The organism is Mesorhizobium sp. B2-5-13, from assembly GCF_006440535.1.
Lineage (GTDB): Bacteria > Pseudomonadota > Alphaproteobacteria > Rhizobiales > Rhizobiaceae > Mesorhizobium > Mesorhizobium salmacidum.
Genome location: NZ_VFUI01000007.1, coordinates 230579 through 243655 on the forward strand (window position 1 = coordinate 230579; position 13077 = coordinate 243655).

15 protein-coding genes and 1 tRNA gene are annotated in these 13077 nt (G+C 63.3%); 5 read left to right on the forward strand and 11 right to left on the reverse strand.

The window, feature by feature from the left end; genetic code table 11:
• Positions 1–17 precede the first annotated feature (17 nt).
• Positions 18–1262: a diguanylate cyclase gene (locus FJ434_RS14870; RefSeq protein WP_246678285.1), complete on the forward strand. Its 1245-nt coding sequence runs from the start codon at positions 18–20 to the stop codon at positions 1260–1262.
• Between the two features lie 9 nt (positions 1263–1271).
• Here FJ434_RS14870 and FJ434_RS14875 read toward each other — a convergent pair whose 3' ends face one another.
• The 7 genes from FJ434_RS14875 to FJ434_RS14905 form a co-directional block, all read right to left on the reverse strand.
• Complete coding sequence (locus FJ434_RS14875) at positions 1272–2150, reverse strand: 3-hydroxybutyryl-CoA dehydrogenase (protein WP_140503248.1); 879 nt, start codon at positions 2148–2150, stop codon at positions 1272–1274.
• A 209-nt stretch (positions 2151–2359) separates the two neighbouring features.
• A complete protein-coding gene (locus FJ434_RS14880; protein ID WP_140712238.1) occupies positions 2360–3289 on the reverse strand; it encodes an electron transfer flavoprotein subunit alpha/FixB family protein in 930 nt (309 codons plus the stop codon).
• Between the two features lie 20 nt (positions 3290–3309).
• Positions 3310–4059, reverse strand: coding sequence for an electron transfer flavoprotein subunit beta/FixA family protein (locus FJ434_RS14885; RefSeq protein ID WP_027143462.1), 750 nt, complete (start codon positions 4057–4059; stop codon positions 3310–3312).
• A 235-nt stretch (positions 4060–4294) separates the two neighbouring features.
• On the reverse strand, positions 4295–5095 hold the full coding sequence (locus FJ434_RS14890) for a rhomboid family intramembrane serine protease (RefSeq protein WP_140503243.1): 801 nt from the start codon (positions 5093–5095) through the stop codon (positions 4295–4297).
• A 33-nt stretch (positions 5096–5128) separates the two neighbouring features.
• A complete protein-coding gene (locus FJ434_RS14895) occupies positions 5129–5710 on the reverse strand; it encodes a cob(I)yrinic acid a,c-diamide adenosyltransferase (RefSeq protein WP_140503241.1) in 582 nt (193 codons plus the stop codon).
• 18 nt (positions 5711–5728) lie between these two features.
• Positions 5729–5920, reverse strand: coding sequence for a twin transmembrane helix small protein (locus FJ434_RS14900; RefSeq protein WP_015315567.1), 192 nt, complete (start codon positions 5918–5920; stop codon positions 5729–5731).
• 25 nt (positions 5921–5945) lie between these two features.
• Positions 5946–6812, reverse strand: coding sequence for an SDR family oxidoreductase (locus FJ434_RS14905; protein WP_140747852.1), 867 nt, complete (start codon positions 6810–6812; stop codon positions 5946–5948).
• Positions 6813–6870: 58 nt separating this feature from the next.
• Between FJ434_RS14905 and FJ434_RS14910 the strand changes: the two genes are divergently transcribed.
• Complete coding sequence (locus tag FJ434_RS14910; RefSeq protein WP_027143458.1) at positions 6871–7722, forward strand: YihY/virulence factor BrkB family protein; 852 nt, start codon at positions 6871–6873, stop codon at positions 7720–7722.
• Here FJ434_RS14910 and FJ434_RS14915 read toward each other — a convergent pair.
• Positions 7692–8594, reverse strand: a complete 903-nt coding sequence (locus FJ434_RS14915; protein WP_140747849.1) for an EamA family transporter — start codon at positions 8592–8594, stop codon at positions 7692–7694. The two genes, FJ434_RS14910 and FJ434_RS14915, sit on opposite strands and share 31 nt — an antisense overlap.
• Positions 8595–8745: 151 nt before the next feature.
• Positions 8746–9621, reverse strand: a complete 876-nt coding sequence (gene gluQRS, locus FJ434_RS14920) for a tRNA glutamyl-Q(34) synthetase GluQRS (protein WP_140747846.1) — start codon at positions 9619–9621, stop codon at positions 8746–8748.
• Between the two features lie 75 nt (positions 9622–9696).
• Here gluQRS and FJ434_RS14925 point away from each other — a divergent pair, with 75 nt between their 5' ends.
• Entirely contained in the window at positions 9697–10338 is a 642-nt protein-coding gene (locus FJ434_RS14925; RefSeq protein ID WP_140747843.1) for a DNA-3-methyladenine glycosylase, read from the forward strand.
• Positions 10339–10526: 188 nt separating this feature from the next.
• Positions 10527–11084 (forward strand): HNH endonuclease, encoded by a 558-nt coding sequence (locus FJ434_RS14930; RefSeq protein WP_027143453.1) that lies wholly within the window; start codon positions 10527–10529, stop codon positions 11082–11084.
• Between the two features lie 327 nt (positions 11085–11411).
• Here the strand turns inward: FJ434_RS14930 and FJ434_RS14935 are convergent, their stop codons facing one another.
• Positions 11412–11930: a disulfide bond formation protein B gene (locus tag FJ434_RS14935; RefSeq protein WP_027143452.1), complete on the reverse strand. Its 519-nt coding sequence runs from the start codon at positions 11928–11930 to the stop codon at positions 11412–11414.
• Between the two features lie 83 nt (positions 11931–12013).
• Positions 12014–12607, reverse strand: a complete 594-nt coding sequence (locus FJ434_RS14940) for a YqaA family protein (RefSeq protein ID WP_027143451.1) — start codon at positions 12605–12607, stop codon at positions 12014–12016.
• A 278-nt stretch (positions 12608–12885) separates the two neighbouring features.
• Between FJ434_RS14940 and FJ434_RS14945 the strand changes: the two genes are divergently transcribed.
• Positions 12886–12970, forward strand: a tRNA-Leu gene (locus FJ434_RS14945).
• Positions 12971–13077 lie beyond the last annotated feature (107 nt).

A 13077-nucleotide genomic window follows, 5' to 3' on the forward strand; every position in this document is an offset into this window, starting at 1 on the left:
AATACCGGTCCTTAATCATGCCGGCAATTGTTTGCCCCGATCGCTGGCTGACGATGATCCATCCCGACGACCGCGCCGCGGTCGCGGAGGCTGATCGCGCCCATCTCGATGGCCAGACGGAATTTTTCGAGGCCGAGTTCAGGATGCGCCACAAGGATGGCCGCTGGGTTTGGATTCTCGACCGCGGCCAGGCCATCGAGCGCGATGCGGACGGACAGCTGATCAGAGCGATCGGCAGCTTGACCGACATCACCCGGCGCAAGCAGGCCGAAGAACGGCTCATCGTCTCGGCGGCGATGCTGGCCGACGAGAAGGAGCGGCTGAGGGTGACGCTGCAATCGATCGGCGATGCGGTCATCTGCACCGATGCCGCGAACCGCGTCACCTTCATGAACCCGGTGGCCGAAAAGCTGACCGGCGTTTCCGGCGACGAGGCACTCGGCAAGACGCTGAGCCATGTCTATTGGGCAGTCGACGAGGAGACCGGCCACAGGATCGGCATGACGCGGCCCGTGACAGGCGAAGAGGCGCGCTCCGACCAGAACAGCCGCGCGGTCCTCATCCGGCGCGACGACACACGCTGCAGCATCCGCCAGGTCGTGTCGCCGATCATCAACGAGCGCAACGAATTCGGCGGGCTGGTGATCGTCTTCCAGGACTTCACCGATGCGCGCGCCCTGCAGCGCCAGCTTGCCCATGCCGCCGCGCACGATGCGCTCACCGGGCTCGCCAACCGCTCGAGCTTCATCCGCGCCATGGAGGGATTGGTCGATCAGGCGCGCAAGGACGGCACGATGGCCGGGGACCGCCATCAGTTCATGTTCATCGACCTTGACCATTTCAAGCTGGTCAACGACACGGGCGGTCACGCTGCCGGAGACGCCCTGCTGAAGCGGGTCGCGGAGGCAGTGCGCGGCGTGCTTGGTTCTGAAGACATCGTCGCGCGTCTGGGTGGCGACGAATTCGCTGTTATCCTGAAGTCCGGTTCTGCCGCTGACGCGCGGCTCGCGGCGCGTTCCATCATCGATGCGATAGCCGGCCTCAACTTCACCTGGGAAGGCCGGCCGCACGCGATCGGCGCCAGCATCGGGCTGACGGCGATCTGCGCCAATTGCGGCGAAGTCGACGAGATCATCGCGAGGGCCGATACCGCCTGCTATGCGGCCAAGGCGGCCGGGCGCGGATGCGTTTGCGTGGCACCCGACGGCAAAACCGCCGACGACAGGTCAGAACCACCCAAGCCGCTCGCCGCGGCCTCGTGACCGGACGCGTCAGCGCGTCGGAACGGGGTGCTCGCCGCGATAGTCGTAGAAGCCGCGTCCGGTCTTGCGGCCGAGCCAGCCGGCCTCGACATATTTGACCAGCAGCGGGCAGGGACGGTACTTCGAATCCGACAGGCCGTCATGCAGCACCTGCATGATCGACAGGCAGGTATCGAGGCCGATGAAATCGGCAAGCTGCAGCGGTCCCATCGGATGGTTGGCGCCGAGCCTCATGGCGGTGTCGATGGCATCGACCGAGCCGACGCCCTCATAGAGGGTGTAGATCGCCTCGTTGATCATCGGCAGAAGGATGCGATTGACGATGAAGGCCGGGAAATCCTCCGAGACCGTGATCGTCTTGTCGAGCTGCTTCACATAGGTCTTCGCCGCCTCGAAGGTCTGGTCCTCGGTGGCGATGCCGCGCACCAGTTCGACCAGCTTCATCAGCGGAACAGGGTTCATGAAGTGTATGCCGATGAACCGCTCCGGCCGGTCGGTCTGCGCTGCTAGCCGCGTGATCGAGATCGACGAGGTGTTGGTCGCCAGAATCGCTTCGGGATTAAGCTGCGGGCAGAGCTGCGCATAGATCTTGCGCTTGACGGTTTCGTCCTCGGTCGCCGCCTCGATCACCAGGTCGGCGCCGGCAAGATCGGCCATCGTCGGCGCCGACGCGATGCGTGCCATGGCCTCATTACGGAGCTTCTCGTCGAGCTTGCCGGACCCCACCTGACGGGCCATGTTGCCGCTGATGGTGGCGATGCCCTTCTCGATACGGTCGGGCGATATATCGTAGATCAGAACCTTGTAACCCGAAAGCGCGGAGACGTGCGCTATGCCGCCGCCCATCTGGCCCGCACCAATGATGCCGATCGTCTCGATCTTGCTCATTACCCGATCCCGTCCGGAGCGTTTCTCGCCAGAATCGCGAACCGCCCCATCTCTTTGTTTTCCCGCAATTCCCGGCGCAAAAAACCTGCGCACTGCCGCTGGAATTGCTCTCAGCCTTTGTGGCCTGCTTATTGTGCGGTGCAAACTAAAAGGGTGGGGCGACTTCGTCTACCCCACCCCTGGCAATTTAATACGGTTGCGCGGAAGCGTCAAAGTGCCTTCTGCAACTCCGGCAGGATGACGAAGAGGTCGCCGACGAGGCCGTAGTCGGCAACCTGGAAGATCGGCGCTTCCTCGTCCTTGTTGATGGCGACGATGACCTTGCTGTCCTTCATGCCGGCGAGGTGCTGGATGGCGCCGGAGATGCCGACCGCAATGTAGAGATCGGGGGCGACGACCTTGCCGGTCTGGCCGACCTGCCAGTCGTTCGGCGCATAGCCGGCGTCGACGGCGGCGCGGGAAGCACCGACGGCGGCGCCGAGCTTGTCGGCGACCGGCAGGATGACTTCCTGGAATTTTTCCGAGGAACCGAGCGCACGGCCGCCCGAGATGATGATCTTGGCCGAGGTCAGCTCCGGACGGTCGGTCTCCGACAGCTTGTTCTCGACGAAGGTGGACAGGCTGGGGTTGGCAGCCGCATGAACCGTCTCGACCGAAGCCGAGCCACCCTCGGGTGCTGCCTGGAAGGAGGCGGTGCGCACGGTGATCACCTTCTTGGCGTCGCTCGACTGCACCGTCTGGATTGCGTTGCCGGCATAGATCGGCCGCTTGAAGGTATCCGGCGAGACCACTTCGATGATCTCGGAGACCTGCGCGACATCGAGCAGGGCCGCGACGCGCGGCGCGACGTTCTTGCCCGCGGACGTCGCCGGCGCGATGATCGTGTCGTAGGCGCCAGCCAGCGAGACGACCAGTGCCGCCGTCGGCTCAGCCAGGCGCTCGGCGAGCTCGTCGGCTTCGGCGAGCAGCACCTTGCTCACGCCCTTCAGTTTCGCGGCTGCGTCGGCAGCAGCCTTGGCGCCTTTGCCGGCCACCAGCACATGAACGTCCGAGCCGATCTGCAGCGCAGCCGAAAGTGCCTTGGCGGTCTGGTCGGAAAGCGTTGCGTTGTCGTGTTCTGCGATGAGGAGAATTGCCATCTTTTTATCCCTTCCCAGCCTTACAGCACGCCGGCTTCGTTCTTGAGCTTGTCGACCAGTTCGGCGACGCTCTTGACCTTGACGCCCGCCTTGCGGCCGCCCGGCTCCTCGGTCTTGATGACCTTGAGGCGCGGCGTGACGTCGGCGCCGTAGTCGGCGGGCGACTTCTCGTCGAGCGGCTTCTTCTTGGCCTTCATGATGTTGGGCAGCGAGGCATAGCGCGGCTGGTTGAGGCGAAGGTCGGCGGTGACGATCACCGGCATCTTCAACTCCACCGTCTGCAAGCCGCCGTCGACTTCGCGCGTCACCTTGGCATGGTCGCCCTCGAGCACGACCTTGGATGCGAAGGTGCCCTGCGCCCAGCCAAGCAGGGCGGCCAGCATCTGGCCGGTCTGGTTGGAATCATCGTCGATCGCCTGCTTGCCGAGAATGACAAGGCCTGGCTTCTCCGCCTCGACCACGCCCTTCAGCACCTTGGCGACGCCGAGCGGCTCGGTCTGTTCGTCGGTCTTGACCAGGATGGCGCGGTCGGCGCCCATGGCGAGCGCGGTGCGCAGTGTTTCCTGCGCCTGCTGCGGGCCGATCGACACGACGATGATCTCTTCGGCCTTGCCGGCTTCCTTGATCCGGATCGCTTCCTCGACCGCGATCTCGTCGAACGGGTTCATCGCCATCTTGACGTTAGCGAGTTCCACCGCCGAACCGTCGGCCTTCACGCGAACCTTCACATTCGCGTCCACAACCCGCTTCACGGGCACAAGGATCTTCATTTGCCTGTCACCTCTTCACGCTAGTTGGGCGCGCTATAGCAGCCTGCGCCCTTTCTGAGTTGTCGAAAGCCGACATTCCGGACTGAATTCCGGCCAGACGGAATTCTGGCCGGATGGAAATTCTGGTCTTTGCCCGCCTTGCGGCTGCTCCTTAACCGCCTTGGGCTGCGACGGAGACGTTTCCGTAATTGTGGCAACCCTTGTCGTCAATACGCTGGAAGCTGCTCAAATCGGTTCAGTTCGGGCCAGAAGGGTTTCCGCGGCCCCAGCGCGCCGCAGTGACGGACGTTTGGGGTGTCGCTGGTTCGCCAACGGCCGGCGGCTGTTCGGGGGTCGGAACCACGGCGTCCTCGTCAGCGGGGGCAAACAGCGGCACGCCGCGACTGCGCAGGACCAGCACAAGGACCGCGCCGGCAATGATGCCGCCGATGTGGCAGGCCCAGGAGATCTGATCCTCTCCACCGGCCGCGAACATGACGACCTGGAACAGCACCCACAGGATGAGCGGAATGAAGGCTGGAATACGCAAGGGGATGCGGGCAAAGGCAAGCACCCACACCTTCACCCTGGGATAGAGGATCAGGTAGGCGACGACCACGCCGGCAATGGCGCCCGAGGCGCCGATCAGCGGCACTTGCGAATCCCAGGCGATGAGCCCCTGGAAAGCGGCTCCGGCGATGGCGCAGAGGAGATAGAAGATCAGGTAGCGGATGTGGCCGAGCGCGTCCTCGACATTGTCGCCGAACACCCAAAGGAACAGCATGTTGCCGCCGAGGTGGAAAATGTCGGCATGCAGGAAGGAGTAGGTGAGGTAGCTCAGGCTCTCGGGGATGATGATAAAGCGAGGGTCAAGCTCGGCCGTGTCGTGAACGACGGAGGGGATGAAGCCGAGGCCAAGCACGGCGGCATTGGTGAAGTTCTCGCCGCCGAGCGCCGTGGCGCAATAGACCACGGCATTGGCGACGATCAGCCCGATCGTCACATATTGCAGCCTGATGTGGCGCAGCCTGTTGGTGTCGTAAAGCGGGATGAACATTTGTCGTTGGCCTCGTCCCGCCTTTCAGTCCGTTCAGCGGTTCCTGCCGGGAACCCATAGCACGTCGGCATTTCCATTGTCATTGACCGCCCGGGCGGCGACAAACAGGAAATCCGAGACGCGGTTGATGTATTTCAGCCCGTCGCGGTTGACGTGTTCGGCCGGGTCCTGAGCCAGGGCGACCATCAGCCGCTCGGCTCGCCTGGCCACGGTGCGGGCAAGATGGAGGGCGGCCGCCGCCGGCGTGCCGCCGTTCAGCACGAAGGATTTCAGCGGCCGAAGGTCTTTGTTGAGGAGGTCAATGTCGCGCTCGACACGGCTGGTCTGGGCGGCAACGATGCGCAGCGGCTCGTAGCCAAGCGGCTTGCCGTCATCAGGCACGGCGAGATCGGCGCCGAGGTCAAAAAGGTCGTTCTGAATGCGGGCAAGCATGGCGTCGATCGCCTGATAGCTCTGTGCGGTATGCACGCGAGCCATGCCGATGCAGGCATTGGCTTCGTCGACCGTACCATACGCATCCACCCTGAGATCGGATTTCAGCCGCCGCTCACCAGTGCCGAGCCCGGTGGTGCCGTCATCGCCGGTGCGGGTGTAGATCTTGTTGAGCTTGACCACATCGCCTCCCGAAGGCCCTCACTTGCGGGTGAAATACACGGCCAGCAGGATCAGCGCCAGCGCCACGGCCTGCAGCAGAACGCGCGCCTGCATCAACTTGTTGGAGGTCACACCGGAGCCGCCGCGCATCATGTTGATGAGGCCCCTGATCAGCACGACCACCACGGCGGCCATGACCAGAATGGCAAGGATGTTGAAGGCAGTAGCCATTTTGTGTTTCCAGTTCTTTGCTTGTTCAGGCGCGCTTGGCGAGCAGGCGGTGGAGCATCGAGGCAGGCAGGATGCGTTTGAGCATGGCCCCGATCTTGGCCGATATTGTTACCACATAGTGCGGGCGCGGGCGTCGCGACAGAAGTGCATGGCAAAGCACCTTGTGGACCACTTCCGGCCCGGGCTTCAGTGCCGATTGGCTGCCGCCGGCGCGCATGCGTTCCAGCTGCGCGGCATAGTCGGCGCGATGCACGGAATTCTCGTGATCGATATTCCTGAGGAACCAGGGCAGGCCATTGCTGGCGATCTTGGATTTCACCGGCCCCGGCTCGATCAGCGAGACATGGATGCCGCTGCCGGCCAGTTCCTGGCGCTGGCAGAGCATCAAGGCTTCCAAGGCATGTTTGGACGCCGAATAGGCGCCGCGGAAGCGCACAGGCACGAGACCCAGGATCGACGAGCAATGGACGAGGCGGCCGTGGCCCTGGCGGCGCATCACCGGAACCAGACGGCGGGTCAGGTCGTGCCAGCCGAAGAAATTGGCCTCGAACTGCTCCTTGAGCGCCGCAACGGGCAGATCCTCGACGGCGCCTGCCTGCGCGTAGGCGCCGTTGTTGAACAGCGCGTCGAGCCTGCCGCTGGTGCGGTCGAGCACTGCCGCCACCAGGGCGGCGATCGATGCCGGTTCAGTGTAATCGAGATAGAAGGCCTCGATGCCGTCCGCTTCGAGCGCGGCGATGTCTTGCGGCTTGCGCGCCGTCGCGAACACCCGCCAGCCCTCGGCCTTCAACGCACGGGCGCAATAGGCGCCTATGCCGGAAGACGCACCGGTGACGATGATGGTGCGCAACTCTGCCGCTGGAGAATTCGAGGTTTGACGAAGGGTTGCCATTTGTCGCATTCCCTTCCCATATTCGCGGCGTCGAGACAATCGAAGGGAGCGCGCTTTCTTGCTGCGGAATATTGTCGCCCTGCGCCGCGTGCTCTACGACGCGCTCGGCCATTTCAACACCGATGACGGCTGGGCGATGGCCAGCCATCTGGCGATCACCTCGCTGATGGCGCTGTTTCCGTTCCTGATCTTCGCCACGACGCTGGCCAGCTTCCTCGGCGCCCAGGCCTTTGCCGACACAGCCGTGCATCTGGTCTTCGACACATGGCCCGAGCAGATTGCCAAGCCGATCGCGCGCGAGGTGCTGAACGTGCTGACTGTCAGGCGCACCGACCTGTTGACTTATGGCGTGCTGCTTGCCGCCTATTTTGCCTCCAACGGCATCGAGGCGCTGCGCACGTCGCTCAACCGCGCCTATCGGGTCACCGAGACGCGCGGCATCATCTATCGCCGGGTGCAGAGCATCTTCTTCGTGCTGATCGCGACCGCCGGGTTCCTGGCTATCAGCGTGCTCCTGGTGTTCGCGCCCCTGCTGGCGCGGCTGGCGGAAGCCCATTTCGAGTGGATCAAACCCTATACGGGCACGAGCACGCTGTGGCGTTACGTCATTGCCTCAACGGTCATCATCGGCGGACTTTTTGCCGTCCACTACTGGCTGCCGGCCGGCAAGCGCCGTTTCGTATCGCTGATACCCGGCATCATCTTCACACTGGCCGCATGGCTTATCGGCTCGACGATGTTTGCCACCTATCTCGATCATTTCTCGTCCTATGTGACGACCTATGCCGGTCTCGCCTCGATCATGATCGCGGTGGTTTTCCTCTACATCGTCTCGGCGATCTTCATCCTCGGCGGCGAGCTCAACGCCGCGATCAGCCGCTATCTGGAGGCGCGCGCCCGGGTCGGTTGAAGTTTGCCCGATCGGGCGGTCGCCAGCCCAACGCCGAACGTGGTGATCGCCATGCCGGCGATCTGAAGTGCGTTGAGCTGTTCGTTGAACAGGGCCCAGGCGATGATGGCCGTCACCGCCGGCACGAGGTAGAACAACGACGCCACTTTCGACATCTCGCCGTCGCGGATCATCACCATCAGAAGGAAGATGGCGCCGAGCGACAGCACCAGCAGCAGCCAGGCCATGGCGAAGATCAATTCGCCATTGATGACGACGGTTTGTGTTTCGAAGGCAAGCGAAGCCAGGATCATCAGCGAAGCGCCGCCGACATATTGCCACATGGTGGCCGCCACGAGGTCGCCGCCGGAAGCAAAACGCTTCTGCCAGATGGTGCCGGCACTCATGCCGAGCACGGAGACCAGGGAGGCGATCAGCGTGGCCGCCGTCACGCCGCCGCCGAGCGCGCCGAGTTTTGGCCACAGCACGACGACGATGCCGACAAGGCCGATAGCAAGGCCAAGCCAGTGGCGCGGCAGGATGGCCTCGCCCAGGAACTTGCCAGCGAGCATCGCGGTGATCAGCGGCTGCAGGCCGACGATCAGGGCCGAAAAACCGGCCGGCATGCCCCTATGAATGGCCCAGAAGACGGCGCCGAGGTAGACGCCATGCATCAGCACGCCGGCGCCGGTGGCATGCAGCGCCTCGGTGCGGGTGGCTGGTTTCGAGCCAAGCACCAGCATCAGGACAGCCAGCAGGATGGCGGCCAGCACGAAACGCGCCGCGAGGAAGGTGAATGGCTCCGCCCAAGGCATGGCGTAACGCGCGCCGATGAAGCCGGTCGCCCAAAGGAGGACGAAGGTGGCGGGGATGAACCGCTTGAGGCTGGACATTTTCCGGGGACCGCCGCGCTGGGTGAGAATTAACCGTGACGATGCTCTAGTCCTGTTCAACCCGGCGCGCAAAACGAAACCATTGATCCATGCGTCACGGCAATTCAACGGGTCACGCGTCTGGAGAGCATTTCTCCTGACGGTGTACTGGTCAAAGCCCGACCATCCTTTTGACATCGTCCGGCGAAGCGCCGGCTTCGCGCAAGGCGGCCAGACTGGTATCCCTGAGGCTCTTCGACAGTTTTCGCCCGTCCGGCCCGAGGATCAGCGGATGATGGAAATAGGCCGGCCGTGGTAACCCCAGACTCTCCTGGAGCAGACGCTGCACCCCGGTCGCGGAAAACAGGTCCTGGCCGCGCACGACATGGCTGACGCCTTGCAGCGCGTCGTCGATGACGACGGCGAGGTGGTAGCTGGTCGGGATGTCCCGGCGCGCCACGATCACGTCGCCCCAGTCCTGCGGACGGGCTTCGACCGGGCGCGTCGCCGATAGCGTCTCATCGGTGAATTCGGCCCATGTGAGGTCCTTGCCGGCACGCGCCATGGCGGCGCCGACGTCCAGCCGCCAGGCGAAAGGCGCATTCTCGGCGATGCGCCGTTTGCGTTCCTTCATCGGCAATGCCTTGTCGGCCGGCGGATAGAGCGGCACACCGTCGGGATCGCGCGGCCATTCGCGTCCGCACCTTTCGCTGCCGGCGATGAAAGCCCTGATCTCGCCACGGCTCATGAAGGCGGGATAGACCAGTTCCTCGCGGATCAGCCGTTCCAGCACCGCTTCGTAGTCGGCGAAATGCTCGGATTGCCGGCGCACCGGCTCTTCCCAGCCTAGGCCCAACCATTTCAGGTCGGCAAACATGCCCGCCTCGAACTCCGGCGTGCAGCGCGTGGTGTCGATGTCTTCGACACGAAGCAGCAGGCGGCCGCCCATATGCATCGCCAGCTTCTGATTGAGCAGCGCCGAATAGGCGTGGCCCAGATGCAGTTCGCCGTTGGGGCTGGGCGCGAAGCGGAATGTCAGGAGCGTCATGTCTCAGGCGGCAATCGGGTTGTGCTGCGGTTTTGGCCGTTGCTACTTTGCGGCACATTTTCGGACAAGGATATCATGCAGCGCATCGCGACAGTGGACGACGTTGAGCGGGGGCTCGATGCACTTTGCGCGCTCGACCCGCGCCTGGAAAAAGTGCGCGGCATGGCCGGCGAGGTGCCGCTCAGGCTTTCGGAGCCCGGCTTCAGGAGCCTGGCCTCGATCATCGTCTCGCAGCAGGTGTCGCGGGCCAGCGCCGATGCCATCTTCGGCCGGCTGACGAAACTGGTCGATCCGCTGACGCCGCAAGCGATCCTGGCCGCCGGCGAGGACATGTTTCGCGAGGCCGGCCTGTCGCGGCCCAAGCAGCGTGGCCTTGTCGCGGTCGCCCAGGCCGTAGCCGACGGGCTCGACCTGCATCACCTTTGTTCGCTCGACGCTAGGGAGGCAATCGCCAGGATGACGGCTGTGCCCGGTATCGGTCCCTGGACGGCGGAAGTGTATCTGTTGTTTGCCGCCGGGCATCCCGATATTTTCCCGGCGCGCGATGTCGCCCTGCAGAGCGCTGTCGGCCACGCGCTGGGCATCGACCCGCGTCCAGCGGAGAAAACACTCATCGCATTGGCCGAATCATGGAGCCCGTGGCGAGGTGTCGCATCGCGGCTTTTCTGGTCCTATTATCGCGAAACCAGGGGCCGGGACGCCGCACCGCCGGCCTGAATAAGCAAAAAAGCATAAAAATCATACGTTTTTGGCACGGCGCGCGAGCGACAATCCGCTTCACATCCCTGTCATGTCGGGCTTACAGTATCCGCGCCGAACGGTCGGGCTTTTGAAGCAGCGCATGATCCTTTCCGAAAGTCGAATTCGATTTTCGGGATCATGTGCGAACCAAGGAGGTCAACAAGGTGACGGTTGCCGTATCTCCGGATGGGCTTCCAGCGCTGGTGCTGAATGCGGATTACCGTCCGCTCAGCTATTACCCCTTGTCGCTCTGGTCCTGGCAGGATGCCATCAAGGCGGTGTTCCTCGACCGGGTGAACATCGTCGCCGAATACGAGCATGCGGTATCCTCACCGACCTTCTCGATGAAGTTGCCGAGCGTGGTCAGCCTGAAGGCCTATGTGAAGCCGTCCAGGCATCCGGCCTTCACCCGCTTCAACGTCTTCTTGCGCGATCGTTTCCAGTGCCAGTATTGCAGCACGCCCGACGACCTGACCTTCGACCATGTCATCCCTCGCCATCGCGGCGGTGCCACGACATGGGAGAACGTCGTCGCCGCCTGTTCGCCCTGCAATTTGAGGAAGGGCGGGATGATGCCGTCGCAGGCAAAGATGTGGCCTCTGCAGAAGCCGTATCAGCCAACCGTGCACGATCTGCACAATAACGGCCGGCTGTTTCCGCCCAACCATCTGCATGAAAGCTGGATGGATTATCTCTACTGGGATGTCGAACTGGAGCCTTGAGTCCGTCGAGAATTCGGCAGGCTGGGCGCCTGAAGCGTTTTTTGGGTCTGAGCGGCAACGGGGCAACAAAGGGTTTCACGCATCGTCGCCATCGGTGCTTGAGGGTCGCGCAGCAGCCGGAGCTCCCTCGTGCGCTAAACTCCGGTAGTGCGAAGACATATCGACCGAGCGCCGCATCGTGTCATGGACGTTTAATCCTGAGCGGTCGGCCGGATAACGATGCTGCCCGCCCACAAGCAGACCGGCGCACAAGTCCCACTCCTGCGACCCACAATGGGTCACTCAATCTGCCGAATTCTTGAATGATCTCGCGACGGCGCTGTTGTGTCAGTCACGAGACAGAGCGCCGCGGAAGGCGACAGCGGCGAGGATCAGGCTGGCGATGGCATTCCAGCCGGCCAGGGACAGGCCGAGAATGCGCAAGGCGGCCTTGTCGCAGGAGGGCGGCACGAATTTGTCGAGCGCGTCGAGCACGCCTTTGCCGCCGGTGTCGACCGGTCCGGCCCCCGCCGTGCAATCGGCCGGACCCTGCCACCAGCCCCATTCGACGCCGGAGTGATAGACGCCGAGATAAAGGCCGTAGAGCATCAAGAGGCCGCCGATCGCCAGCAGGCCGCGCGTCAGCCATGCCGGTGCGCGCAGCATCGATGCGATCACCGCCAGCACCATCAAAGGCACGCCGATGTAATATGGGGTGCGCTGTTCCAGACAGAGATGGCAGGGTATGTAGCCGCCGATGTGCTGGAAACCGAGCGCCGAACCAACGGTCGCGGCCATCGCCACCGCGAGAAACAAGGCAGCGCGTGTCCGCTGGCGTCCGGTATCGGCATTCATGGTCGCTGTCATCGGTCTCTCGTCCATCGTGTTCGCCGTCTGCCAGATCTGCTTGCCACGCACTCAAAACCGTTGCGCGGTTTGAGCGACAAACGTCAGAGAGCGTATTTGATCAGGATATAGAGCAAAATCAGGGCAACCGCGGCGGCGCCGGCGATCAGGCCCAGGCGTTTTTCGATGAATTCGCGGATTGGCTCGCCATAGCGGCGCAAAAGCCACGCCAGGAGCACGAAGCGGCCGCCGCGCGCGATGATGGCCAGCACGATGAACAGCGCCAGATTGACGCCAAGGGCGCCGGACAGGATCGTCACGACCTTGATGGGCGGCAGATGCGCGGCACCCGAAGTGACCAGCATCAGGGCGATGAATTCGATGCTCACGCCGGCAGAGGAGCGCAACTGCTCGAACTCGTCATACTTGCCGTAGAATTCGAGGATGGGCCGCGCCACCGCGTCATAGGCGTAGTGGCCGATGAACCAGCCGGCAATGCCGCCCAGCACCGAGGCGACGGTGGCGATGAAGGCATAGCGATAGGCGCGATCCGGCCGCGACAATGCCATCGGCAGATAGAGCACGTCGGCCGGCACCAGGAATACCGAGCTTTCGACGAAAGCGATGAAGGCCAGCCACCATTCGGCCGATTTGCGGGCCGCCAGCGACAGGGTCCAGTCGTACAGTCCGCGAAGCATCGGCTCTCCTAGCGCAAGTGACCCAAAACCGCACGGCCGCCCTGGGACAAGGGCATGGATGAAAACAAGGACGCAAAGCGCGCCGCAGCATGTCTCCAGACACGGCGCGCTTCGGTGCGCCGCCTGTCTAGAAAGATTTTCCGCGCTGCACAATGGCAGCACCGCCGCGAAATCGAAAGGCGAAGATTGGTCGCATCCAATGCGATACCGAGAATTGGCCAGTTGACGAACAGGCCTCCGACCGTATAGTCCGCGCCCATCCAGGCCGCCCGGCCTGAGCCCCTATGGCGGAATTGGTAGACGCGCTCGACTCAAAATCGAGTTCCGCAAGGAGTGCTGGTTCGATCCCGGCTAGGGGCACCATTTGGGCGCTTGGAAGTCAATAAATCAAACAGGTTCAAGGGTTTGCCGTTCTCCGGGCGCTAACGGTCAGGGGCGAACACGGTATGGAAGCCAGCACGCAGGCGACG

What these genes read in the sequence shown, in the direction of transcription:
- FJ434_RS14915 (WP_140747849.1), bottom strand. Translation starts at nt 8,594, where the DNA reads ATGTCCAGCCTCAAGCGGTTCATCCCCGCCACCTTCGTCCTCCTTTGG.
- FJ434_RS14880 (WP_140712238.1), bottom strand. Translation starts at nt 3,289, where the DNA reads ATGGCAATTCTCCTCATCGCAGAACACGACAACGCAACGCTTTCCGAC.
- FJ434_RS14875 (WP_140503248.1), bottom strand. Translation starts at nt 2,150, where the DNA reads ATGAGCAAGATCGAGACGATCGGCATCATTGGTGCGGGCCAGATGGGC.
- FJ434_RS14940 (WP_027143451.1), bottom strand. Translation starts at nt 12,607, where the DNA reads ATGCTTCGCGGACTGTACGACTGGACCCTGTCGCTGGCGGCCCGCAAA.
- FJ434_RS14885 (WP_027143462.1), bottom strand. Translation starts at nt 4,059, where the DNA reads ATGAAGATCCTTGTGCCCGTGAAGCGGGTTGTGGACGCGAATGTGAAG.
- FJ434_RS14870 (WP_246678285.1), top strand. Translation starts at nt 18, where the DNA reads ATGCCGGCAATTGTTTGCCCCGATCGCTGGCTGACGATGATCCATCCC.
- gluQRS (WP_140747846.1), bottom strand. Translation starts at nt 9,621, where the DNA reads ATGACGCTCCTGACATTCCGCTTCGCGCCCAGCCCCAACGGCGAACTG.
- FJ434_RS14905 (WP_140747852.1), bottom strand. Translation starts at nt 6,812, where the DNA reads ATGGCAACCCTTCGTCAAACCTCGAATTCTCCAGCGGCAGAGTTGCGC.
- FJ434_RS14900 (WP_015315567.1), bottom strand. Translation starts at nt 5,920, where the DNA reads ATGGCTACTGCCTTCAACATCCTTGCCATTCTGGTCATGGCCGCCGTG.
- FJ434_RS14925 (WP_140747843.1), top strand. Translation starts at nt 9,697, where the DNA reads ATGCAGCGCATCGCGACAGTGGACGACGTTGAGCGGGGGCTCGATGCA.
- FJ434_RS14935 (WP_027143452.1), bottom strand. Translation starts at nt 11,930, where the DNA reads ATGACAGCGACCATGAATGCCGATACCGGACGCCAGCGGACACGCGCT.
- FJ434_RS14890 (WP_140503243.1), bottom strand. Translation starts at nt 5,095, where the DNA reads ATGTTCATCCCGCTTTACGACACCAACAGGCTGCGCCACATCAGGCTG.